Genomic DNA, 22,685 nt, shown 5'->3' with positions numbered 1-22,685 from the left:
AACTTTCCATGAAGTACGTTATCGCAATCATCCAGCCCGACCGGCTCGACGAAGTGCTGCGCCGGCTCGAGGAGAAAGAGATTCATCTCGTCACCGTCACCAGCGTCGTGGGGCGTGGGCGGCAGAAGGGCATCGCGGAGGTCTACCGCAGCCACAAAGAGGCCGGCGGGCTGCTGCGAAAGACCAAGCTCGAGATCGCCGTCAACGACGCATTCGTCCAGGCGACCATCGACGCGATCACCGAAGGCGGCAGAACCGGCGCCATCGGCGACGGTAAGATCTTCGTCATCGACCTGGATCGCTGTGTGCGGATCCGCACTGGCGACGAAGGGCCCGAGGCCATAGGCTAGCATGTCGTCGAGTCGCAACAAGATTGTAGCTAGGCGTATGCTATGGAACATTTATGTATCTTTCCCGCCACGCGTGAACTCTAGCGACATCAACGTAACATGTTGTTTATCATGCCATAACATTCCAATACCTTGCTTTGGCACTGAAGATGCTTATCTCCCTGCGGCATGCCCGTGGAAGCAGTGTTGAAACGACAAAGTGGCTGCGATGCGGCCCAGGGAGTTCGCTAATGAGCATGGTGAGAACGGATAAATTGAGATGGCCTTTGAGGTTGGCGGCGCTGGTTCTTCTGGCGCTTCCGGCGGTGGTATCGGCGGCAGAGGGCGACACGGCGGCGGGACCGAGCAACGCCGATTTGAAGATCGCGCTGGATACGGTGTGGGTTCTGCTGGCGGCGTTCCTGGTGTTCTTCATGAACCTGGGATTCGGCATGGTGGAATCGGGCCTCTGCCGTGCCAAGAACGCGGTGAATATCCTGGCCAAGAACTTCATCGTCTTTGCGATTTCATCGATGGCGTTCTGGATCCTGGGCTGGGGCCTCATGTTCGGCGACGGCAACGGGATCCTGGGTCTCAAGGGCGTATTCTTCGCCTCCGGGGCCGATAACAGCCCCGCCATGGGCGAAGCTTACAAGGGCGTCTACAGCGCGCTGAGCTGGACAGGCGTTCCCTTCTGGGCCAAGTTCCTTTTCCAGTTGGTCTTCGCTGGAACGGCGGCCACTATCGTCTCCGGGGCCGTGGCCGAGCGGATCAAGTTCCTGTCCTTTATCGTGTTCTCGTTCGTGATCGTGGCGGTGATGTACCCCGTCACCGGTCACTGGATCTGGGGCAACGGATGGCTTCAAAAGTTGGGGATGTGGGACTTTGCCGGGTCGACGGTCGTTCACTCAGTGGGCGGATGGGCGGCCCTGGCCGGCGTCATCCTGCTGGGACCGCGGCTGGGCAAGTATCGCCCTGACGGGACGGTCAAACCGGTCCTGGGGCACAGCATGTCCATGACGGCCCTGGGCGTGCTGGTGCTGTGGTTCGGGTGGTTCGGGTTCAATCCCGGCTCGACGATGGCCGCGAGCTTCAACGACATCGGTCGCATCGCCGTGACGACGAACATGGCCGCTGCGGCGGCCACCCTCAGCGCCACGGCCATGGCCTGGCTGCTGCTGGGCAAACCGGACCTGTCGATGATCCTCAACGGGTGCCTGGCGGGCCTGGTGGCGATCACCGCCCCGTGTGCCTTCGTCAGCGTGGGCGCCTCGGTGGTCATCGGCCTGATCGCCGGAGCGCTGGTGGTGCTGGCGGTTCTGTTCTTCGACAAGATCAAGATCGACGATCCGGTCGGCGCCCTGTCGGTCCACCTGGTCAACGGCGTGTTTGGAACGCTGGCGGTGGGTCTGTTCGCCGACGGCAGCATCATGCCCAATACCACCGGCAACGGTCTGTTCTACGGCGGCGGGTTTGCACTGCTCGGCCGACAGGCACTGGGCGTGGGAGCGGTCGCCGTCTTCACGCTGGCGATCGCGTTTGCGGCCTGGTACCTGATCAAGGCGACCATCGGCCTGCGTGTCAGCCGCGGCGAAGAGATCGGCGGCCTGGATGTCGGCGAGCACGGGATGGAAGCCTACCCGGACTTCCAGGGATTCTTGACCAAGTGACCCAGTGACCCAGTAGACACAGCAGACGAAAGGCAAGCAAGCCATGAAACTCATCATCGCATACATACAGCCGGAAAAGCTGACCGACGTGAAACAGGCCCTGTACGCTGCCGAGATCTTCAAGATGTCGGTGATCAACGCCCTGGGCTGCGGGCAGCAGAAGGGCTACCACGAAACGTATCGCGGCGCCGACGTCGAGGTGAACCTGCTCAAGAAGGTTCGCATCGAGATCGCTGTCAACGAGGAGTTCGTCAAGCCCACCATCGACGCGATCATCCAAGGCGCCCGCACGGGCACCATTGGTGATGGAAAGATATTCGTTCTGGACCTGGCCCACTGCATTCGTATTCGCACTGGCGAAGATGGCAAGGACGCCATAGGCTGACGGCGCGTATCGAACCCAAGGAACCGGGCCCAACGAAAGGAAGACCATGAAGTCCGTAATCTGTGCAATCGTCTCGACCATCTTCGTCGCGATGGCGGCCGCACCCGCCGCCGCAGAAGAACAAGGTTCAACCAACTGGCTGGCGGCGATGCAGTCCGAGACCGCTGCATCCAAGGCGGCGCTGACCGCCCCGGTCGTCGAGGAATGGAAGAAGCCCATCCCCGTCAGCTTCTCCATCGATTACACCCTCGCCAGCGACTATGTGTGGCGCGGCATTAACCTCAGCGAGTACGCCGGCGAGGGCGGCGAGAGGCTCAACCACCAGTTGACCGTCGCCTCCGAGGTCGACCTGGGCGCCTACGGGCGCATCGGCGGATCGGTCTGGTTCGAGTGGTTCGCCGGTCAACCGCAGATCACCACCTGGACCGACAGCCACCTGCAGGAAGTCGACTACACCGTGTACTACGGCTATACCATCGAGCCGCTGGGCATCAAGGCCGAGCTGGGCTACGTCTGGTATTCGCTGCCGCCGTACCGCCACGCGGCCGGCGGCAACACGGATGCCTCGAGCACGCAGGAGCTCTACACCAAGCTGTCGTTTGACGACGGGCTATGGTGGCGCAGCCTGGGCTTCAAGGACGTCAAGGAGCCGATCCTCAATCCGTACATCCTGTACGCCTTCGACATGGACCTGGCGCCCAGCGGGTCGTACGGCGAGTTCGGGATCAGCCACCCCTTCGCCCTGAAAGACTGCGGCATGGGCGAGACGCCCGTTCTCAAGGACATCACCATCACGCCCTCGTGGAAGATGGGCTGGAGCAACAACTGGCTCAACAAGTACTCGCTGAAGAATCCGCAGGATGGCAACATTGCCGGGGTCAACAACCTCACCTACGGTCTGCTGGTCAGCTACGACCTCAAGAGCGCCTTGAACATCCCCGACCGGTACTGCGGATCGCTGTACCTCAACGGGTTCCTGAACTACAGCCAGGCCATCGCCCGCCGGTATCTCAACGACGAGATCTACGGCGGCGTGAGCATCGGCTACGGATGGTGAGGATTCACCGCAGAGGTCGCAGAGGTCGCAGAGGAAGGAAATGGACGGGTAGGAGAGGACGGGGGAGAGGGGGAGGGAAGAATGGAATGATGGAATGATGGAATGATGGAATGATGGGCAGGGGTGGCGTGGCGACACGCGTTTGTGTTTCTTGCGGGCCTGCCTGCCGGCAGGCAGGTCGCCATGGATCGCGGCTTTGAGAAAGGACTTCCGGGGGTCTTGCGCGGCGTCGAGGGCGGCCATCCGCTCTGCCCGCGAATGCCGAAAACGCCTTCGGCGTCGCGCAAGACTCCCGAGCTCAGCGGCAGCATGCCGTCGGAGCCAGAGCGGCCGTCTCGCGCGGCGTCGGGGTGAAACATCCGCCCTGCCCGCGAATGCCAAAAACGCCTTCGGCGTCGCGCGAGACGGCCGCCCCGATTGCCAGCGCCGGATCGGCTGTCAGAGAATGACCCCTTCGGTCACCGTCACCGCCTGGCCGATCAGCATCACGCGAGGCCCGCAGACGCGCACGCGCACCACGCCGCCGCGGGCCGAGGCCTGGTAGCCCGTCAGTTCGCTCTTGCCCAGGCGCCCCTGCCAGTAGGGCCCCAGGCAGCAGTGGGCCGATCCGGTCACCGGGTCCTCGTTGACGCCCACGGCGGGGCAGAAGAACCGCGAGACAAAATCGTAGCGATCGTCGCTCGATGGGCTGGTGACGATCACCCCGCGCGTCTTCACCGCCAGCAGCCTCGCCCAGTCGGGCGACAGCGCCCGCAAGGCCGCCTCGCTGGAAAGCTCGATGATGTAATCGAAGCGGTTGCGCCCCACAAACGCGGCGCCGGCAGCCTCCCCGATCCCCAGCGACTCGAACAATCCTTCGCACGCCGCGCTCTGCCGCGCCGCCTCGGCGGGAAAATCCATCTCGATCCACCCGCCGCTGCGCCGGGCCGTCAAGGTCCCGCTGGCGGTGTAAAAGTCGACCGCCTTGCCCGCCTGCGCCGCCCCGCGCTCGTACAGCACGTGGGCCGACGCCAGCGTCGCGTGGCCGCACAGGTCCACCTCGCACGCCGGCGTGAACCACCGCAGCGAATAGCCCTGCGCATCGGGGGCCACGAACGCCGTCTCCGACAGGTTCATCTCTGCCGCCACATGCTGCATCCACGCCGCCTGGGCAGGGGTCTCCAGCAGGCAGACCGCCGCGGGGTTGCCGGCGAAAGGCGCGGCGCTGAAGGCATCGACGTGGAAGATCGGGATGGTCATGTCGGCTCTCCTGTGTGGCACAGACTATACCACGACAGGGGCCAAAGAGAAGACAAGGGGATGGGCGTGAACAGCCGACGGTGGGATTCGAACCCACAACCCCGGCTTTACGAAAGCCGTGCTCGACCGTTGAGCTACGTCGGCGGTGCTGTGACTATATCGGACCGTCGCGCTACTTACTGTAGCGTGTAAACGCGGGGCGGTCAAAGGCAAATGCGCCCGAGGCCGCGATTGCGGATCTCGGATTACGGATGTCGGATTGCGGATTGCGGATTACTTGCCAAAGAAGTTGAACCGCAGTCGATCATGAACCTTCAGTTCACCCCAAAGGCGCGTTCTGCGTCCCGCAGGGACGCCAGGATTTAGCTGGAGGCGTGAGCCTCCGGAAGTGGGTGGTTGATCAGCACCCGCCTCGCAGAGGCGGCAGGTTTCAGACGCCGCGGCAGTCGAGGGTCACAAACCTTCCGCCTCTGTGAGGCGGTGGACGCTGAGGATGTAAAAGACAAAACTACTTCTTCCCTCTGCGACCTCAGCGACCTCAGCGGCTAATTTGACCCCCGGATCAAATCGTCACAGGAATTCACGAACGAGACATAAGTGGTAAAAAGCGGTGAAATATCCGGCTCACCGCTGCCGGGCTGAAGGCGTCAGCGTCGCGGGAATCTGCGGCGGCACGCCCAGGCTCCAGGCGCCGCCGGAGGTGTCCAGCGGCCATTGCGGCGAGAGCAGCCACGGGGCGATATAGAGCGAGACGAATCCCGGTTCCGTCGAGGAGGTGTGCGAGCTGCCGCCCAGGCTCATCTCCTGCGTCACCTGCACCTGGTACAGGCGCTTGTACGCTTCGTGTTTCGAGGGCGAAGCCTTCTCGGGCGGGGCGTCGAAGCTGAGCAGTCCGGCCGAGGGTCCGCGGATGCCGTCGACGTTTCCGAACAGCGTCGTTCCCACGCCCAGCAGCATTCCGTCGCCCTTGTTGTACAGATTCACGATTCCGCGGCGGGTGTTCTCCAGGGCCTTGGTCACGTCGTACGCCGACGAGATGCTCGCCGACAGCAGGATCAGCCCGTCGACCTTGTGCCCGTCGGGCATGTTCTCGGCCACGAAGACCGCGATGCCCCCGCCGCCGCTGTGCCCGATGATGTACACCGGCTTGCCGGGGTGCTTGTCCTGGTACTCGGCGACGTCTTTGGCGATGCTCCGGGCCACCAGGCGGTTTCCGATCACGTCCACCTGCGAGGCCAGCATCCCGAACGGCGGGGGAAGGATGCGCCCCCACGAGCGGATCGACACCGCGCAGTCGACCCCGCCGGCGACCAGTCCGTTGCGGATGTCGTGATTGAGCCCGCTCTCGCCCTCGATGCCCGGAAGGATCAGCACCAGGCCGTTCTCCAGCCGCCCGGCGGTGGAAAAGTCGGTCGCGCCGCCGCAGCCGCCCAGCATGGCCACGGCCAACAACACGATGGCCAGGAGCCCGCGGGAGCGGAATGTTGTCGAGGGATTATTCATGGGCGTTCGGGAGGCGCTTGTCGTTGCACCGGCCTCCGGGGTGAACCAGACAGTCTATCGCGGCCGCCGCTGATGGCAACTCAATTTCTGACGCACGGGGAGCACTTTTGTCATCGACAAGATGGGCTTCAGCCGGGAAGATATTTTCGGACGTAGTATTTCCGGAATGGTTGTGCCGCCGTGCGGGATTTTCGCTGGATTCCGGCAGGCGGTTGGCCGAATGATATTTTGATCGTCCTCGACTCAGGACGCCAGATAATTACTCGAGGTGCGGCGTGGCAAAACGAAAAGAACCGTCAGGATCGTTTGAAGGGGGGCTGTCGGATTTTGTGCCGGCGGTCTTCGCCCGCTCGGTCGAGGAGGCCGAAGACTACCGGGCGCTGCTGGACGACCATGACATTCCCGCCATCATCGGCAGCGACGACGAACTCGTCGCCACCGAAGACCAGCAGCATCGCCTCGCCCGAAAGGGCGGCATGACCCAGGGCGTCCCGGTGCTGGTTCCCGAGGTGCTGCTCGACGAGGCCGGCGAGATCATCGCCGACCGCCAGGACGACGATGAGTTCCGCAAGGGCGAAGAAGACCTCTTCGACGACGAGGACGAAGAGGAAGACGCCACGCCCACCGTCCTCAGCGAAGACGATGACGAAGACGACGATGACGATGAGGATGAAGAGGACGAAGAAGACGAAGAGGACGAGGACGGCGATGGGCTGGGCGGCGGGCTTTTCGACGACGACGAAGACGACGGCCTGGGCGGCGCCGCCGATGACGAGGACTGATCTCACCGCAGAGGTCGCAAAGAACGCAGAGGAAGAAGATGCGGCAAAACAACAACGGAAGATTGAGGCAGATCGGGATGATGGAGCAAAAGCAATCTGCCGGAACCTGGTTGTTACCCCAAAACTCTCTGCGAACTCTGCGATCTCTGCGGTACACGCATTTTCAGGTGCGATGTTCAGGCGGGCAGGCAAATCGGCCGATAATATTCTGACGGACGTTTTATCCCCGGGGGGGCAGGGTCGAGGAAAATCATGGATCCCCAACAGCAGCCGCCGGCGGACGCGACGCCGATACCACAGGATAGCGATCAGCGCAAAGGCAGCGACCGCCGCGGCCCGGACCGGCGCAGCGTCGTCGATCGCCGCCTCGTCGGCGAGCGGCGCGTCGCGCAGGTCGAGTACGCCGGCGTCGACCGGCGCCGCGGTCAGCGCCGAGGCGCCGAGGGCGACCGCCGCAGCGAGCTCGACCGCCGTCGCGGGCCCGGACGCCGGAGAACCGAAAGCCGCCGCAGCGCGGAAGAAGGTGAAATGTCTCCCGAACAGTTTGAGTTCATCCAGGCTATAACTGAATATAAGCAGGTCAACAAGAAGCCCTTCCCGACCTGGACGGAAGTGCTGGACCTGATCAAGGCGCTGGGGTATCGTAAGGTGGCCCAGCCGAGCGACATCAGCGACGTTTAGAACGGACAGGAACTATGCTGGCATTGGGACATCTGGTGTTCTCGATGCGCGTCACCTCCGTCATGGTGCCGGTGGGGCTGTACTTCCTCATCCTGGGCCTGCTCAACACCCGACAGCATCCGCAACTGCTGACCGCCCGGCGCGACTACGCTCTGCTGGCCGGGGCGCTGAGCCCGCTGCTGCTGATCCCGGCTGTCATGCTGCTGGGGCAATCCTTCTGGGCCATGCTCGGCGCGGGCGGGCTCGTTGCCGCCGGCGGGCTGCTGCTGGTTCCGCGTGGTCCGCGATGGGTGGTCTACAATCTCTCGCTCCCTTGCGCTCAAGCGATGATCAGCGGCGTGCTGGTACGGCTGGGCTGGCAGTTCGACCATAGCGGCCAGAGCTTCCGCCTTGGCGCCGGCGGGATGATTCGCCTGGGCGCCTTCCCGCTGCTGCGCAACATCACGATCCAGATGACCGGCGCCACCGAGGCGCAGGCGACGGAGTTCGAGGCCGAGCTGTCGCGAGCCATGTCGCATTCGCATGCGAGGCACAGCCCGGCCATGGCGGCCCTGCTGCTTGCCGCGGCGACCATGCTGGTGATCCCGGTCACCCTGGTGGCCCCGCGGGCGGGCGAAGTGGTGGCCATCCTGTCAGACATGCTCAAGTAAGCAAGCCAAGAAAGCCATTGCGGATTTTTGATTGCGGATTTCGGATCGTTTCTTCTGACAGAACCGGCACTGCACTTCCTTGCACTTTGTTGTACTTTTCACAGCTACTTGCGGGGAAGGTAAGCTATTACTATTGCCATGCTGTGCAGCGATCAGTACTTACCAGTAGGGCAGCAGCCTCCCACGCAATAAAGTAACGTCAGATTCCAGATGACTGTTGCGCTCTGTCGTTAGCGGCGGGGCTTGCCCCGCGCGTGTTGCCGCGCGACGTGCCACGGACATGTTCCACAGTCGAACACATGAACCTTCGGTCACCCCAAACCAGGAAACAACCTTGCCACAGAGGGCACAAAGACCACAAAGGTTTTGGAAGATTGCAGTAGCACGGGCGTCTCGCCCGTGAGTCGCACGGGCGTCCCGGCCATGAAAAGATATGGCATCTTGTGGCCGTGCCAGTTCATCACGATCACATCCCATTTCTTTTCTTCCCACGAAGATTTGTTGCATGAGCGATGAGCCACAACACGGGATGGCATGAAACAACAACGGTTGCGGCCGAGCGAGGCCGCGTCAAGATCTCCGCCGATGAATATCCGGTTTAGTACGGGATCGCCATCGCGTCGCAGAGGAACTTCATCAGCGGCTGGGCGGTGGCGCTGACTTTCACCACTGCGTCCACAAGCTTGCGGGAGAACATCGTCTCGCGCGGCAGGTCGCAGACGCCCAGGAACTCCTTGAGCTTGATGTCTTCGATGCAGGGGTGCTCGGCGTCGAAGCCGCGCGGGGGGCGCTTGAGACGCTCGCCGGTGATGCTGCCCCAGTCTTTGGCGAACTTCTTGTCCTTGCGGATGCTCATCCACTCGTCGCCGTATTCGGCGATTCGCGTGCGGATGGCGGCTAGCGGCTTGGCCTCGGGGCGCCAGATACCGCAGGCCAGGAAGAACTCCTTGGGGTCGAGGTGAAAGTAGAAGCCCGGGGCGTGGATGTCGTCGCCGCGCTCGTGGCGGAAGTGGATCCCGATGTTCGTCTTGTACGGCGTCTTGTCGCCGCCGAACCGCGTGTCGCGGTAGATTCGCATCAGGGAGCCGCCGACGGGCGTGGGGTCGGCGAAGATGCACGGGCAGGCCTTTTCCAGCGGGGCGGCGACGGCCTCGATGAACGCCAGCGCCGGTCGTCGGACGTGCTGCTCGTAGCGGGGCTTGTTGGCGGCAAACCAGTCGCGGTTGTTATGCCCGGCCAACTCGGCCAGGAACGCGACCGTCTCGGGCGAAAATCCAGTGAAGCTCATCTCTGACTCCTCTTGGGTGCCATGGCGGCCGTTGTCCAGCCGCCATGCTTGCTCAGGTGGCACAGGCTTTCCAGCCTGTGTCTGGAGTTCTAACACAGCCTGGAAAGGCTGTGCCACCCGAGTCACTTTGGGGCCGCCGGCGGCGGCACTTGCGGCCAGGCGGCGGCGAACAGATGCACGCCGTTGCAGTCGGCCACGACAAGGGCATTATCCAGGATCCTGGCCTGCATGTCCCAGTCGACTTCCCACGATCTGCCGCACTCGACGCCGGCCACCTCGCGGCTGATGAAACATTCGCGGGTGGTGCGGTTGAAGAGGTGTACGAAGACCTTGGGCTCGATGGGCTGCCATCGCTCGTCGGGCGTCTTTCGCTGTTTGCGATAGATGAACTGGGCCTTATGCCCGGCGACGACCACCAGCACGTCGCCGATCACGCGGGTGGCGTACACGCTCGTGAGCGATCCGGCCGGTCCGGCGGGCACCTCATACGCGGCGGACTTGCCCGTGGCCACGTCGATCAGCGCCAGCTTGCCGAACTCGCTGAAGCACGCCCAGGACGCGTCGGCCTGCATGCGAAGGAACCACGGGTACGCCTGGGCGGTGCCGATGTCGGTCCGGAGGTTCCACTGGGCTTTTCGGGCCAGCCCGTCCGGGCCGATCACCGCCATGCTCGCCTCGCGGCCGCCGATGAGATACCCGATGGCGCTGCCTCGAAAAGCCGTCCACGCCGGCGCCTCGCGCTCGCCGGGCAGAGCGGCGGAGATTTCCTGGATCGCCCCGTCGGCGGCGCCCACGCGCACCTCGCCCAGCAGGAAGCCGTTGGGGTTCTCATCGAGCATGCCCGCCAGCATGTACAAGCTGACAGCCGGCGCCCCGTCGGCCCCGCGGCGAACGGCCAGGCCTTGCGAGTTCCAGCTCCGGAACAGCCGCAGCGCGTCGTCGAAGCTGCGCGTCCAGAGCAGCTTGCCCGAGCGGGCGTCGATCGCGGCGGCATTGAGCTCCCACCGCCCAGGGGCTGAATCGGCTACCAGCACGTCGCCCTGCCCGGCCAGGAAGTACGGCGGAAACGACAGTCGTGTGGTCCATTGCCGCCGGCCGCTGGCCGCATCGAAGGCGGCGACCTCGGCGCCGGTGCGGGCAATCAGCCGCCCGCCGATGCTCTCGACGCCCGACGGAAGGCGATCCAGCGTGCGCTGCCAGGCGAGCTTTGCCGCCGGGGCAATCTCCACGCCGCCCAGCCATCGCCCGCTCTGCACGCCGAAACGTTGCGGCGCCGTCTCGTCGTCGGCGAGCAACAGCCGCGATCTGCCCAGCGGCAGCGACCAGAGCTTCTTGATCTCGACGCCGCCGGGCGCTGCGGCCGTCGCGGGCGTCCACGCCGCCGGCGGCGGGGCGGCGATCACCGGCGGGGCGATCTCCAGCACCGATCCGTCGCCAAGCACCACCGCCTGGGTTGCGTCATCGGGCAATTCAGCGGCGTCAATCGTCTTGCCGCCGGCAGGTTCGATGCGCAGCAGGCGCCGGGCGGAAATAATCACCGCCGCGTCGCGGACGATCGTCCCCGCCGAACCGGTGCCCTCGTCAAATCGCCGGCACCAGAGCAGCCGCCCGGTGGCCGCTTCCACCGCCGCCAGCCAGTGGTTGTTGATCGCCAGCACCCTGCCGCCGACGGCGCCGATGATCCCGTCGGACGGCACCAGCGGCGACTGCCAGAGCATCTGCCCGCTGAGGCGGTTGAACGCCAGCAGACCGGTATGGTCTCGCGGGGCCATCACGACCGCGCTACCGGCGATGATCGGCGCGGGGCCCTGGCGGGTAATCTGTACGGCTTGCCGCGGCGGGCGAACGTCCTGCCAGGCCGAGTCGTACGCACAGAGCCACTGCACCGCCCCGTCGCGGGCGTCGCAGCAGGCGACGATCCCCAGGTTCGTGCAGCAATACACGCGCCCCTGGAAGACGCCCGGGCCGGCGCCGACGGCGCTGTCCAGCAGGTCCGCCGACGTCGTGCCCAGCAGACGCTGCCAGACGATGCTGCCGCTGCCGGGCTCGAAGCACGTCAGCAGCAGCCGCACCTGCTCGCCGTCCGGCCCGGCCGCCAGAAGATACCCCCGACCCTCGGCCAGAGTCGGCTGACTGATCGGCCGCAGGGCGTTCCACCCCTCCAGGGCGGCGCTGGACCAGATCACCTTGCCGCTGCGCGGCTCGACGGCCGCCAGCACATCGGCGCCCTTGTGCCGGAACAGCCCGATGGCCGGGCTCGGCGCGGCGCCGGCGGCGATCGCGATGGGTTGGCATTGAAACTCGATCCACCAGTTGTCGCCCTTTCGCAACAGCGAAACCGGACCGTCGGGCACCGGCGGCGATGGCGGCGGCGGGGCAACAGCCGCTTGCGGCTTGGCAGCGGTCCGCTCAGGAAATTGCCACGGCGCAAGGGGCGATACGACCCATAGCGGCTGGTCGCCGCCGGAGGCGAACCCCGTCGCGCGATTGTGCGTCGCGGCGATGACGTACTGCCGCCCGACGTGAACCTGAGCGACCGGCCAGGGAACGTGCATCGGCGGCGGACCCTCCTGAGGGGCCTCGGCCGCCATCCACGCCGCCGGCAGCGCCAGACGAACTGGCGGCACAGCCTTTCCAGGCTGTGCATCACAGGCTGGAAAGCCTGTGCCACCAGGACCGAAGATGGCTTTCTTCACGTCGCCCAACGTTGCAGCGGCGCCGCGCCAGGTGAGTTGGGCCTCGTCGGGCACAGCCGCGGCCGTCGCGGGAGTACACGCTTCCTGCGACTGCGTCAACCAAGCCCCCGCCTGGGCCTGCACGCGCAGGCGCCTGTCGCGGCTGTGCGCGAGCACGTCAGCGTAGGCGGCCATCGCCCACTGGCGGTGCCCGTCGCGCAGGGCCTCTTCGGCGAAATCCAGGAGCGTTTCGTGTACGACCGGCGCCCAGGGGAACCGCCGCCCCAGGCGGACCATCTCGTCGCGGTCGCGCGTGAGCATGAGGCTGCGGGCGAAGTTGGCGGCGCTGCGCTGCTGGGACTGCGCCAGCGTCGCCAACGCCGAGTCCTCGAGGCGCGTGAGGAACTCGTCGGCGGCCGCCGAGCAGGCGGTGAAGGTGTTCTTATCTGCCGGGATGAGTTCGTCGCCGCGTGCGGCGGTGTCGAGGAGGTCCTGGATGAGTTCGATGTCGGAGTCTTTGAGCGGTTCCTTGACGCTGATGTTTCGCAGCGACTGCCATCGCATGTGCAGGGGCGTGTCGCGCGGCAGGGGGGGCAGGGCGCTGCGCGTGCGAGGCTGAGGGGCCTCGGGGTCCCACGCGTTGGCCGGCGCCTGCGGCTGAAGGTCGGCGGCGAGTTTGGCATGACCGACCGATGCTAGCAGTTTGGCCGCCGCGGCGGCGGCGCCGGGGCACTTGGGTCCCAGCCGCTGCATTTGCTTGAGGAACGGGTCCAGCGCGTCGTAGCGCATGTCGGTCAGCAGGATCTCGCCGAGCATGTTGCAGGCGGCGGCAGCGCCGGCGTGGTCTGCGGGGATGGCGCCGCGTTCGATCAGGGCGACGGCCTGGCGCGCGACCGGTTCGAAGACGGCCGACGACTCGAACCGCCCGCGCGGGCTGGCCATCGAGAGGTTCTGGCAGGCCGGGGCGACCACGTCGCCGCGGGCGGGGAACTCGACGATGAGCTTGCCCAGGTAGTAGTTCCGCCACCAGGCGCTGCCCATGCGGTGATAGATGTCGGCCATCTGGCCGTACGCCAGGGCGTGCTTGTCCTTTTCGGCGGGGAAGCGGGCGATCATGGCCGACAGCAGCGCGACGTTCTGCAGGCTGGCGATCACGCTCTTTGCCGGCACGGGGTAGTCGCCCGGCGGGGCGGGCTGGTCCCAGCCGGGTTGGAGATTGGCCTTGAGCGTTTCGTCCCAGGTCGGCTTCCAGGCGATCTCGCGCTGGAGTTGGGCGGGCGGGATCATGTCCATCGCCCGCGGCGGCGGGAGGTCCTGCGCGCTGGCCAGGGCGGCGGAAAGAATCGCCAGTGTCAGCGCCCATAAAGCCCCGGCCGTGCCAGGCCGGGGCATTCCCCGCGCAGCGGCGATCAGACGCGCAATGAGCAGACGCTTTGGCACCATCATAAGTGTAACCCCCCTCCGCATGCCCCCGACGCGGGCAAATCATCTTGTCTGTGGAGCGTCACCACGCGACAATCTTGAATGAAACGCCTGGAGGGAGCAGTTATGAAAACCAGGACACTGACGCACGACGACATTCCGGAAACCTATGCCGAGCTTGTGGGGCTGTTCATGCCGCGCCCCCTTCACGACGACGTGGACTACCGCAACGCGCTGGCCGTATTGGACGCGATGGCCGGCTTCGATATGAATGCAGACCAGGAGGATTATTTTGACGCCATCGCCACCTTTGTGGAGAAATATGAAGCGGAGCATCACGCCGTTGGTCAGGAGACGATGACCCCGGTAGAACTGCTGCGCAGTCTTCTAGCCGAGCACGAAATGACCGAATCGGATCTCGGCAGGCTTCTCGGCGACTGCAGCCTCGGACACCGAATATTGACCGGCCAGCGCGAGTTGAGCAAAGCGCACATTCGCATCCTGGCCGAGCACTTCAGCCTCAATCCCGCCGCGCTGCTGTAAGGACGTTACGGCGATAGCAGGTCCTTTATCGAGGGTCTCCGGCGTCTGTTGGGTGTTGGATAGTCCCTTACCCATTGCTCGAAAAAGACCATCGACAATTGCGGAATAGTCCTTGGCGCTACGGAAAGTGCGCAGGTAGAATACCCGCGTCCGATTGGGATAGCCGCCGCACAAGCCTTTCGGGTGCGGCATGACTTCCATTCTGTACTGGGTTTCAGCGACATTTTCGGTCCAATGAAGGATGTGGGCGATATGTTACAGGGCATTTCACGTCGGGCGATTTTGGTGATTCTGGCCGGTGCGGGGTTGGTCGCGGCAGCGGCCGTCTGCAGTTCATTGCTGGCAGAGCCCTTGATCCGCGGCGATCGGCCGGAGGAACGCATCGCCCAGATTGAATCCTTGGTCGTGGAACGCCCCATCGGCACGCTGCGCGCCCTGGCGTATGCCGCGGGAAATGATCCTTCGCCGCAAGTGCGCGCCGTGGCGATGGCCGCCATGAGCCACTTGCCCGACCTCCACCGCCCCACCGTCCGCAGCGGCCTGGACGATGCCGATCCGCGAGTGCGGATCGTCGCGGCGCAGACCTTGGCGCAGTTCGACGACGACGCGGCGGTCGATGACCTCGTGAGGCTCTCCGTTCAAGACGCCGACCCGCAGGTACGCATCGGCGCCCTCAAGAGTCTGGGATGCTGCCGCAGTCCGCGGGCGACGGTGGCGCTGCTGGAGGCGGCCGACACCGACGCGGTGGCCGACGTGAAGATGGCCGGCCTGGAGACCCTGTTGGCCAAGACCCACGGCAAGATCTCCTACGGCCTCACGCCCGCCAACACGGCCCGATGGCGTGAGATCGTGCAGCGATGGAAAGAGATGCTCAAGCCCGTCTACGCGGCTGCGGGCGTCACGCCGGATTTGCGTCCGCAGGATGTTGTCGCCAACCGGCCCTGCCAGCGTCATTGCGGACCGCCCGGCGCCGCGTGTCCGCACGGCCGTCACGAAGGATCGCGATAAAGGCTCAAGGAGATGCTCATGAAGCGGCTTGCTTTTACGCTTGTCGAACTGCTGGTGGTGATGCTGGTCATCGCCTTGCTGATCGTGCTCGTGCTCCCGACAGCGGGCACCATCGTGGCCCGGACGCGCATGACCATCTGCGCCAACAATCTCAGCCGGCTCGGAGAGGCCTTCGTCCTGGCCAAGGACACCCCCGGCGGGCCCAGCGGCAAGGCCAACTATCCCGAGGCCTCGAACTGGCCGGGCGTGCCCGCTAACGCCGTCTCGACGCAGGCGATTTATCTCTGCCCCGAGGACATCGCCTACGGAACGCCCCAGGCCCCGGCCGACAAGGTCAGGGAACAGCCCCTCAAGAGCAAGCTCAAGAAACTCGAGTACGACTGCGGGATCGGGCGCTGGCCGGCGGATACCGTCTTTGCCAGCCCGGAGGTGGCGTACTTCCCGCCGGAGGCGATGCTGGTGGCGTCGGTCGATCCGTCGTTTCCGATCATGACCCTCTACACCTCCATCCAGGGAACCAACTCGCGAGGCAGCTTCGTCGACTTCCACTTCCAGGACGACCCGACGCTCAGGCACATCGACCAGACCAGCCTGGGCTTCCATACCGGCAATCTCGACAGCGACGGGATGATCCGCGTTTACACCGACGGGACCGCTTACGTGCCCTGGGCGACATCTCATTACGATCCGGAAAACTATACCGCCATTATTCCCTCGATCTACAAAGGCGTGACCTGCACCACCGGATGGAATCCCGCCACCCATCTCAACACGTGCGGAAACATGAACGACCTGTACTATGACGGGAAGCCTGCCTTCGGCACCGACCCGGTCATCCGCTATCGCCGCGGGCAGTACACGAAGATCGAGGGCTGGGGGGCGCCGGCCGGCGCCAGTGCCGTTCCGGGCCCGGGCGTGGTCCTGATCTCCACCAACTACGCCATCAACTCCCGCATTAACCGCTTCGCCTTCAACGACCCGCCCATCGTGCTGGTCGATTACAAGGACACCACCGTCGTCGATCTGGATAGCGCCGTCACTGCCGAAACGATCCTTCTCAAAAGCGCCCGCCACCTCGGCAAGGTCAACTACCTCAAGACCGACGGAACCGTCAAGACCGCCTCGCCGCTGGAGATCAGCCCCCGACTATACCCGGCCCGCTGGAACCCCTGAGCCCGCCGCGATTCCGGCCGTCAGGCATCGCCCGGCAAATCGTCAGTCCTGTCACGGGCGGCATCAGGCGGTGTAAACAACTTTGCCACAGAGCACCCGGCACGGCCTTTGGCCGCAACCAAACTCGATGTTGCCGACGACGCTTTTAACCGGTCCCCGGCCTGAGCAAGGCGCACATCCGCATCCTGGCCGAGCACTTCAGCCTCAATCCCGCCGCTTTGCTGTAGGGGCGAGCGCGCGGGGAATCCTCCGTCTTCCAGCGCCAGGATAACCGGCGCGGACCGCTCGCGCGGCACGCACAACGGAGTTGTGCGTGCCCTTGGTGATTCATGCAGACCGGCCCTTCTCAGCATCGCTCGGTTTCATTCCTCCAACGCTCTGTTCTTGGTCGGACACATCAGCACATCAGCACGCACAAAGGAAAGTTGTTGACAATGCACCGGAAGTTGGTACATTAAGTTGAAGAAGACGCTTTTGCCTCTCAGGATAGATAGGTCCGTTGAGGAATTTCGAATAAGGAGCAAAAAGTGGGAAAACCCAGTTTCCATTTTGGATATATATATATATATATATATATATAATCGTTGTATTGGCCACCGGTTCCGGAGCGCAGGCGGATGTCTTTGGTACAGGAGCTAACCAGTTCACGATTGACTTTGTTGTAATATCGAATGCCACTAATCCTGTCAGTGGGCGAGGCATTGTTCTGACTGATTACCGAACAAGTGTCTTTGAGATCACCAATGGACAGTGGAACAAGTTTAAGGCCGAGTACGGTCCAGTTAAAGGTTATCCCACGGGCGCTTATGATGGAACCTCCTTGGTTTGGGGAGGTGATGACTGCCCGACAAACATGGTGAGTTGGTATGAGGCGGCACAGTTCGTCAACTGGTTGAACATCTCTACAGGACACCACGCGGCCTACAAATTCACTGGCACTCAAGGTCAGGATGATTACACATATGCAAATTGGACGGCAGCCGAGGCGGCCGGTGGGGTTAATCTCCGCCGTCACAAAGACGCCTACTATTTTCTTCCTACAGAGGATGAGTGGGTGAAGGCTGCTTACTGGAACGGAACGACCATGCAGGACTATGCGACCCGTCCTGGGGAGAGCGTCACTCAAGGCAACGGACTAGACGGAACGGGGTGGAACTATATGTCTTGGTCAGGTGCTTATGCCACGGATTCTCATGGCCCATGGAACGTCGGAAGCGGCAGTCGGGAACTTAATGGAACATATGACATGATGGGCAACGTCTTCGAGTGGACTGAGAGCTCTTGGTACGCTAACGATTACATAGAATACATTCTTCATATGACGAGAGGTGGGTCATATCAAAACGACCAGTCATTCCTTTCGCTCGCAAACCGCGGCGATGTTGGATCAGGAAGTGAATTCCGTGGCACTGGTTTTCGCGTTGCTTCCATCCCTGAGCCCAGCACGATGGGGTTGCTGGTGGTCGGGTTGGGGATACTTGCCAGGAAAATGAGGAAATAACCTCGGAATCCGGGCGGAATCCGGGGACGCCTGGCTGACCGGGGACGGGCTGAATCCGGGGATGCCTTATAGCTTTTGTACCCATATCCCGGGCTCTGCCCAAACACGGGATCAAATGGCAGGTGAGTCAATGCGGCAGCGGCTCTGTGCCTTCGTCGAGGGCCTTCATGTATTGTTGGTAGGCGTACAGGCGGTCACGGCGTTTGCCGGTGATCTCGTGGACGATCTTCATCTTCTTCAGGGCCTCGACCGCGGCGTGCAACAACCGCGTCGAGCAAGCTCGACCGCTAACTTTTTCCCAATCCTCTTAATGCCTTTAATCCGCGTAATCCCGCACTCCCCGTTCCGCCAGCGGCGCCGGGAAACAACCGCGCGGAGCAAGCTCCGCCGCTAACGCGAACAAATTAGAGTCCTGCTAAATCTGAGGGGACTCCGTGCCGCTGTGATCGCTGGTGTTCTTCAATTGGAAATTGGATATCTCAGATCACCAGCCTTCGACCAGTCCGCTTTCCGGGGCGGCCCCATCACGCAACGATCTTCTTCAGCCAATCGGCCGGGTTGGCGACGAGCAGGGTGTCGGTCTCGATGGGTTGCGCGGTGCGGCAAATGAGGATGCGCCGGGCCGCGCCGATCATGTCGGCGGTCTTGTTGAGCCGGGCGATCATGTCGGGCGAAGGGTTGGAGGTCAGTTTGATCTCGACGGCCCATCGCGCGGTTCCCCAATCCAGCACGAGGTCCAGTTCGTATCCGTCGGAAGTGCGGAAGAAGAAAGCCTGTGCCCGCTTTCCGACGGCGGCGAGGGTCTCCAGCGTCTGCTCGATGATGAATCCTTCCCAGCTATGGCCGACCCACGGTTGAGAGAAAAGCTGCTCGATGTCGCCGATGCCGGATAAAGAATGCATCAGCCCGGAGTCCCGCCAGAAGACTTTGGCCGACTTGACCAGCCGCTTGGGGATGTTGGCAAAGTACGGCTGGAGGCGGCGGATGAGGAACGCGCCTTCCAGGTAGTCGCAGTAGCCGGCGACGGTCTTGCTGTCCAGCGCCAACGCCGAGCCAAGCTGGGAGGCGTTGAGGATCTGGCCATGCAGCGCCGCGAGCATGCGCACCAGACGTTCGGTGGTCTTGACCTTGGCGGGCAGGCCCCAGGCGGGCAGGTCCCGCTGGATCAGCACCTTCATGTAGGAGTCCTGCCATGGTCCGAACATGGCCTTGTCCAGAATGCCGCCCTGGGGGTATCCCCCGTAGAGCCATAGATCGTCCATACGACTGGCGGGCAGCTCGGGCAGGATGAAGGGAGAAAGCTCAACCACGGCCAATCGGCCAGCCAGCGATTCGGAGACGTTCTTCATCAGCGTGGGGGATACCGAGCCCAGAAGCAGAAACCGCCCGTGATGCTTGCGATGCTCGTCTATCGCGCCGCGCAGCCGGGAGAAAACCGCCGGGGCAGATTGCGCCTCGTCCAGGATGATCAACTCGCGCCCGGCCATCAGCGTGTTCCACTGTGCATCCAACCGGGCTCTGGAGCCTTCCTGTTCCAGGTCAAAATACGCTCCGCCGATCTGCCGGGCCAGCGTGGTCTTGCCGCACTGGCGCGGCCCGAGGATGGCGACCGCCGGGAACTTCTTCAACCTCTGGCGGATCAGATTCGTATGTTCTCGCTGGATCATTCTTGCATTTTAGGAATCCATTCCGATATTGCAAGACTTTTTGTGCGCGGCACCCTTCAGTCCACCAGCCTTCGACCAGTCGGCGATCGGCGGCCGCTTTTCGTCGCCGCAAGCCTCCGTCGTCGCTGTTGTCCGCTTTGGGGGTTCCGATTACAGGAACAGGCCCGGTTCCACCTTGAAGTGTTGGGCTAGCGTCTTGATGGCTGCTTTGCTCAGATTTCGCCGGCCGGACAGGATGGCCGGGCCCAGGGTCCGGTTGCCCAGGAGCCGGCCCAGGTCCGAGGCGGTCATCCCGTGGTCTTCCAGCAGAGCCTTGAGCGCGTCGAGGGGGCTGATCTGCGAATCGTCAATCGGGAATCGCGCGGCCTCGTACGCTTCCACGAAGGTCGACAACGCCTCAAGATAATCTTCCTGGTCTTGATTGAGGTCGAAGCCCGCCAGGCGGTCAATCATTTCCGTGACGTTGGCGAGGTCAACGTCATCATGGATCGGGCGCGGGGGCAGCATGGTCACCAGCGCATCGTAGGTTTTGGGCAGCCGCCGGAAGTCGCTCTTTGTCGCGGTGTTGCTCATAGCACGTCCTTCCACTTCCCTTTGGCGTACTCCGCGTGCGTAAGGACCATCAGCGTGAACGCCAGTTGCCGGTTGTAATGAATCGCCGTTATCAGACGGTACTTATTGCCGGCGATATTGGCGCCAGGCAAGGGAAACTTTCGCGATTTCCGTCCGGCCATGGCGAAGGGCAATTGGGGCTGTCGCTTTCTGCAGCGAAGCCTTGACGGGAGGCCTCTTTTGTGCGATTATTTTTGCCCCAAAACAGGAATGGAGCCAACATGTACGGATGTCACGTAGGCCGGTTGTTTCAAGTGACTGTCGCGGGCGGATCATACCAGGAAGGCCTCATGGCTGTCCTGCAGGGCGTGCCCCCGGGGATGCTGCTGACCGAGCAGGACATTTACGGCGACCTGCTGCTGCGCAAGCCCGGCGCCGACGAGCTCTCCTCGCCGCGCAAGGAGCCGGACCTGCCGATCCTCTACACGGGCGTTAACGCCGCCGACACCATTGAAGGCGCCGGAAATGCCAATCACACCAACGGCACGCCGCTGACGATCCTGATCCCCAATCTCGATCGCCACTTCATCCACGTCAAGCAGTACCAGGACACCAACCGCACCCCGCGACCCGGCCACGCCTCCTACGCCTCCTTCGCCAAGTACGGTCCCGACGACGACGCCATCGGCGCGGGCATCTTCAGCGGGCGATACACCTGCACGATCGTGGCCGCCGGGCACGTCGCCCGACAGGTGCTCAAGGCATTCGGCATCGAGGTGTTCTCGTACATTCGCGAGATGGCCGGCGTCCGCTGCGACCAGCCCGACCACGCCGCCGCCCTCGACAGCGTCAATCGCTACAAGACGATGCGCCACGACACCGACCCGTTCTATCAGGAAGTCTACGTCAAGGGGCGCATCCGCCCGGACATGCGGTTCCTCGAAAAGGCCGCCGTCTTCGCGCAGATCGAAAACGAGATCGACGCCATCCGCGCCAAGACGCCCAACGTCTCCCCCAAGGCCGTCCTGGACAAGTACGGCGTCCACGCCGTGGTCAACTGCCCCGACGTCGCGGCCGCACAGGCCATGCTCGACGCGGCCAATAAAATCACCGCCACGGGCGATTCCTCCGGCGGCGTCGTCGAGGTCGTCGCCACCGGCGTGCCGACGGGCCTGGGCGAGCCGGTCTTCAACAAGCTCGACGCCGAACTGGGACGCTTGCTGGGTCTGGGCGCCGTCAAGGGCGTCGAGGTCGGCGCCGGTTTTGCCGTCAAGGACATGACCGGAATCCAGTCTAACGACGCGATGCAAAGCCGCGACGGGCGGGTCGAGTTCGACACCAACCAGGCCGGCGGCATCACCGGCGGCCTGGCCAGCGGCCAGCCGATCGTCGTGCGATTGGCGGTCAAGCCCACGCCCACCATCGACAAGCCCCAGCACACCGTCGACAAGTACACGCTGGAGAACAAGCAGCTCGCGGCCATCACGCGCCGCGACCCCACCATCGTCGGGCGCATCTGGCCGGTGGCCGAGAGCTACACGGCCATCGTGCTGCTGGACCACCTGCTGATGCACCTGGGGTACCAGGCGGCCAAAGAGCGCATCGCCGCCGGCGGGCGGTAATCCCATGCCGACGCTGGACCACCTGTTCGCCAACAACCGCCGCTGGGCGGCCGACATGGAGTCGCGCGAACCGGGATTTTTCGCCCAGCTGGCGGCCCAGCAGAAGCCCCAGTACCTGTGGATCGGCTGCAGCGACAGCCGCGTACCAGCCAACGAGATCGTGGGTCTGCGTTCGGGCGAGTTGTTCGTGCATCGCAACGTGGCCAATCTGGTGATCCACACGGACCTGAACTGCCTGTCGGTTCTGCAGTATGCCGTGGACGTGCTGCGCGTGGGGCATGTGATCGTCTGCGGGCATTACCACTGCGGCGGTCTGGAGGCGGCGCTGTCGGCGAAGTCGCACGGCCTCATCGACAACTGGCTGGGGCACATCCGCGACCTTTACGAGCAGCACGAGGCGGCGCTGTCAGCTATCGCCGACCCGGTGCAGCGCAACCGCCGCTTCTGCGAGCTGAACATCGCCCACCAGGTGCGCAACGTCTGCCGCACCACGGTAGTGCAAGACGCCCGCCGGCGCGGCCAGACCGTGCGCGTGCATGGCTGGGTGTACGACATCCGCGACGGACTGCTGCACGATTTGGCTATTGATTGACCCTCGTGATATGCCGCACTTCCCGTCCCTGGCCTCTGAAGAAACAACCAACGACGAGGACGAGGACGAGACGAGGACGAAAGTTTTCGTGTCGCGGACGTCTCGTCCGCGAGTACCGCGGGCGTCTCGCCCGCGGAGAAGCGGCGAGGGCAAGATGCCCTCGCAACGCGCGGGCGAGACGCCCGCGACACTGCCAGTCCCTGTCCTTGTTTTTAATCCTCTTAGAGCATCTAGCGATCATCTGTAGCGTATCCGCAGCTACGGAAGTAGCCTTGGCACTCCTCCGCGCTCACGGCCCTGAGAGCTTGGCCGATCACACCAATGAGTTCCTCCAACGTACGCCCGG

General features: G+C 63.7%; 19 protein-coding genes, 1 tRNA gene and 1 pseudogene. 13 read left to right on the top strand and 8 right to left on the bottom strand.

Annotation, left to right across the window (positions count from 1 at the left end; genetic code table 11):
• The first annotated feature begins 8 nt into the window (after positions 1 to 8).
• From ABFD92_06230 to ABFD92_06215, 4 genes are all read left to right on the top strand, one after another.
• On the top strand, positions 9 to 350 hold the full coding sequence (locus ABFD92_06230; protein MEN6504116.1) for a P-II family nitrogen regulator: 342 nt from the start codon (positions 9 to 11) through the stop codon (positions 348 to 350).
• A gap of 230 nt (positions 351 to 580) precedes the next feature.
• Entirely contained in the window at positions 581 to 1,999 is a 1,419-nt protein-coding gene (gene amt, locus ABFD92_06225; GenBank protein ID MEN6504115.1) for an ammonium transporter, read from the top strand.
• A 43-nt stretch (positions 2,000 to 2,042) separates the two neighbouring features.
• A complete protein-coding gene (locus ABFD92_06220; GenBank protein ID MEN6504114.1) occupies positions 2,043 to 2,384 on the top strand; it encodes a P-II family nitrogen regulator in 342 nt (113 codons plus the stop codon).
• A 46-nt stretch (positions 2,385 to 2,430) separates the two neighbouring features.
• Positions 2,431 to 3,441, top strand: coding sequence for a hypothetical protein (locus ABFD92_06215; GenBank protein ID MEN6504113.1), 1,011 nt, complete (start codon positions 2,431 to 2,433; stop codon positions 3,439 to 3,441).
• Between the two features lie 438 nt (positions 3,442 to 3,879).
• Here ABFD92_06215 and ABFD92_06210 read toward each other — a convergent pair whose 3' ends face one another.
• The 3 genes from ABFD92_06210 to ABFD92_06200 all read right to left on the bottom strand — a co-directional run bounded on the left by ABFD92_06210 (position 3,880) and on the right by ABFD92_06200 (position 6,183).
• Positions 3,880 to 4,680 (bottom strand): PhzF family phenazine biosynthesis protein, encoded by an 801-nt coding sequence (locus ABFD92_06210; protein ID MEN6504112.1) that lies wholly within the window; start codon positions 4,678 to 4,680, stop codon positions 3,880 to 3,882.
• 72 nt (positions 4,681 to 4,752) lie between these two features.
• Positions 4,753 to 4,824, bottom strand: a tRNA-Thr gene (locus ABFD92_06205).
• Positions 4,825 to 5,304: 480 nt separating this feature from the next.
• Positions 5,305 to 6,183: an alpha/beta fold hydrolase gene (locus ABFD92_06200; protein MEN6504111.1), complete on the bottom strand. Its 879-nt coding sequence runs from the start codon at positions 6,181 to 6,183 to the stop codon at positions 5,305 to 5,307.
• A gap of 275 nt (positions 6,184 to 6,458) precedes the next feature.
• On the opposite strand from ABFD92_06200, the gene ABFD92_06195 reads away from it, so the two are divergent.
• The 3 genes from ABFD92_06195 (at position 6,459) to ABFD92_06185 (ending at position 8,296) form a co-directional block, all read left to right on the top strand.
• Positions 6,459 to 6,965 carry a hypothetical protein gene (locus tag ABFD92_06195; protein MEN6504110.1) on the top strand — a complete coding sequence of 169 codons (507 nt, stop codon included), beginning with the start codon at positions 6,459 to 6,461 and terminating at the stop codon, positions 6,963 to 6,965.
• Between the two features lie 252 nt (positions 6,966 to 7,217).
• Positions 7,218 to 7,646 carry a hypothetical protein gene (locus tag ABFD92_06190; protein MEN6504109.1) on the top strand — a complete coding sequence of 143 codons (429 nt, stop codon included), beginning with the start codon at positions 7,218 to 7,220 and terminating at the stop codon, positions 7,644 to 7,646.
• Positions 7,647 to 7,660: 14 nt separating this feature from the next.
• Positions 7,661 to 8,296, top strand: coding sequence for a hypothetical protein (locus ABFD92_06185; protein ID MEN6504108.1), 636 nt, complete (start codon positions 7,661 to 7,663; stop codon positions 8,294 to 8,296).
• A gap of 598 nt (positions 8,297 to 8,894) precedes the next feature.
• Here the strand turns inward: ABFD92_06185 and ABFD92_06180 are convergent.
• Complete coding sequence (locus ABFD92_06180) at positions 8,895 to 9,584, bottom strand: DUF2461 domain-containing protein (protein MEN6504107.1); 690 nt, start codon at positions 9,582 to 9,584, stop codon at positions 8,895 to 8,897.
• Between the two features lie 122 nt (positions 9,585 to 9,706).
• Complete coding sequence (locus ABFD92_06175; GenBank protein MEN6504106.1) at positions 9,707 to 13,705, bottom strand: PQQ-binding-like beta-propeller repeat protein; 3,999 nt, start codon at positions 13,703 to 13,705, stop codon at positions 9,707 to 9,709.
• A gap of 102 nt (positions 13,706 to 13,807) precedes the next feature.
• Here ABFD92_06175 and ABFD92_06170 point away from each other — a divergent pair, with 102 nt between their 5' ends.
• The 4 genes from ABFD92_06170 to ABFD92_06155 all read left to right on the top strand — a co-directional run bounded on the left by ABFD92_06170 (position 13,808) and on the right by ABFD92_06155 (position 17,906).
• Positions 13,808 to 14,224 carry a transcriptional regulator gene (locus ABFD92_06170; GenBank protein MEN6504105.1) on the top strand — a complete coding sequence of 139 codons (417 nt, stop codon included), beginning with the start codon at positions 13,808 to 13,810 and terminating at the stop codon, positions 14,222 to 14,224.
• Between the two features lie 252 nt (positions 14,225 to 14,476).
• Positions 14,477 to 15,232 carry a HEAT repeat domain-containing protein gene (locus ABFD92_06165; protein MEN6504104.1) on the top strand — a complete coding sequence of 252 codons (756 nt, stop codon included), beginning with the start codon at positions 14,477 to 14,479 and terminating at the stop codon, positions 15,230 to 15,232.
• An 18-nt stretch (positions 15,233 to 15,250) separates the two neighbouring features.
• Positions 15,251 to 16,405, top strand: a complete 1,155-nt coding sequence (locus tag ABFD92_06160; GenBank protein MEN6504103.1) for a hypothetical protein — start codon at positions 15,251 to 15,253, stop codon at positions 16,403 to 16,405.
• Between the two features lie 589 nt (positions 16,406 to 16,994).
• Entirely contained in the window at positions 16,995 to 17,906 is a 912-nt protein-coding gene (locus ABFD92_06155) for an SUMF1/EgtB/PvdO family nonheme iron enzyme (GenBank protein ID MEN6504102.1), read from the top strand.
• A gap of 524 nt (positions 17,907 to 18,430) precedes the next feature.
• On the opposite strand, the gene ABFD92_06150 is transcribed toward ABFD92_06155, so the two are convergent.
• From ABFD92_06150 to ABFD92_06140, 3 genes and pseudogenes are all read right to left on the bottom strand, one after another.
• Positions 18,431 to 19,573 carry an ATP-binding protein gene (locus ABFD92_06150; protein ID MEN6504101.1) on the bottom strand — a complete coding sequence of 381 codons (1,143 nt, stop codon included), beginning with the start codon at positions 19,571 to 19,573 and terminating at the stop codon, positions 18,431 to 18,433.
• 150 nt (positions 19,574 to 19,723) lie between these two features.
• Positions 19,724 to 20,146, bottom strand: a complete 423-nt coding sequence (locus ABFD92_06145) for a transcriptional regulator (protein ID MEN6504100.1) — start codon at positions 20,144 to 20,146, stop codon at positions 19,724 to 19,726.
• Positions 20,143 to 20,265: pseudogene (locus ABFD92_06140) on the bottom strand (type II toxin-antitoxin system HigB family toxin). Before ABFD92_06140 ends, ABFD92_06145 begins: the two are co-directional and overlap by 4 nt.
• Positions 20,266 to 20,406: 141 nt before the next feature.
• Here ABFD92_06140 and ABFD92_06135 point away from each other — a divergent pair.
• Both ABFD92_06135 and can read left to right on the top strand, forming a co-directional pair.
• On the top strand, positions 20,407 to 21,747 hold the full coding sequence (locus tag ABFD92_06135) for a chorismate synthase (protein MEN6504099.1): 1,341 nt from the start codon (positions 20,407 to 20,409) through the stop codon (positions 21,745 to 21,747).
• 4 nt (positions 21,748 to 21,751) lie between these two features.
• Positions 21,752 to 22,339, top strand: a complete 588-nt coding sequence (can, locus tag ABFD92_06130) for a carbonate dehydratase (GenBank protein ID MEN6504098.1) — start codon at positions 21,752 to 21,754, stop codon at positions 22,337 to 22,339.
• The last annotated feature ends 346 nt before the right edge of the window (positions 22,340 to 22,685 follow it).

It is taken from the genome of Planctomycetaceae bacterium, assembly GCA_039680605.1.
Lineage (GTDB): Bacteria > Planctomycetota > Phycisphaerae > SM23-33 > SM23-33 > JAJFUU01.
This window is presented reverse-complemented; position numbering and strand designations above follow the sequence as displayed.

Coding starts and splice junctions, on each gene's coding strand:
- ABFD92_06180 (MEN6504107.1), bottom strand. CDS start 9,584: ATGAGCTTCACTGGATTTTCGCCCGAGACGGTCGCGTTCCTGGCCGAG.
- ABFD92_06230 (MEN6504116.1), top strand. CDS start 9: ATGAAGTACGTTATCGCAATCATCCAGCCCGACCGGCTCGACGAAGTG.
- ABFD92_06160 (MEN6504103.1), top strand. CDS start 15,251: ATGAAGCGGCTTGCTTTTACGCTTGTCGAACTGCTGGTGGTGATGCTG.
- ABFD92_06185 (MEN6504108.1), top strand. CDS start 7,661: ATGCTGGCATTGGGACATCTGGTGTTCTCGATGCGCGTCACCTCCGTC.
- ABFD92_06175 (MEN6504106.1), bottom strand. CDS start 13,705: ATGATGGTGCCAAAGCGTCTGCTCATTGCGCGTCTGATCGCCGCTGCG.
- ABFD92_06210 (MEN6504112.1), bottom strand. CDS start 4,680: ATGACCATCCCGATCTTCCACGTCGATGCCTTCAGCGCCGCGCCTTTC.
- ABFD92_06145 (MEN6504100.1), bottom strand. CDS start 20,146: ATGAGCAACACCGCGACAAAGAGCGACTTCCGGCGGCTGCCCAAAACC.
- ABFD92_06165 (MEN6504104.1), top strand. CDS start 14,477: ATGTTACAGGGCATTTCACGTCGGGCGATTTTGGTGATTCTGGCCGGT.
- ABFD92_06200 (MEN6504111.1), bottom strand. CDS start 6,183: ATGAATAATCCCTCGACAACATTCCGCTCCCGCGGGCTCCTGGCCATC.
- can (MEN6504098.1), top strand. CDS start 21,752: ATGCCGACGCTGGACCACCTGTTCGCCAACAACCGCCGCTGGGCGGCC.
- ABFD92_06150 (MEN6504101.1), bottom strand. CDS start 19,573: ATGATCCAGCGAGAACATACGAATCTGATCCGCCAGAGGTTGAAGAAG.
- ABFD92_06170 (MEN6504105.1), top strand. CDS start 13,808: ATGAAAACCAGGACACTGACGCACGACGACATTCCGGAAACCTATGCC.
- ABFD92_06190 (MEN6504109.1), top strand. CDS start 7,218: ATGGATCCCCAACAGCAGCCGCCGGCGGACGCGACGCCGATACCACAG.
- ABFD92_06220 (MEN6504114.1), top strand. CDS start 2,043: ATGAAACTCATCATCGCATACATACAGCCGGAAAAGCTGACCGACGTG.
- ABFD92_06215 (MEN6504113.1), top strand. CDS start 2,431: ATGAAGTCCGTAATCTGTGCAATCGTCTCGACCATCTTCGTCGCGATG.
- amt (MEN6504115.1), top strand. CDS start 581: ATGAGCATGGTGAGAACGGATAAATTGAGATGGCCTTTGAGGTTGGCG.
- ABFD92_06135 (MEN6504099.1), top strand. CDS start 20,407: ATGTACGGATGTCACGTAGGCCGGTTGTTTCAAGTGACTGTCGCGGGC.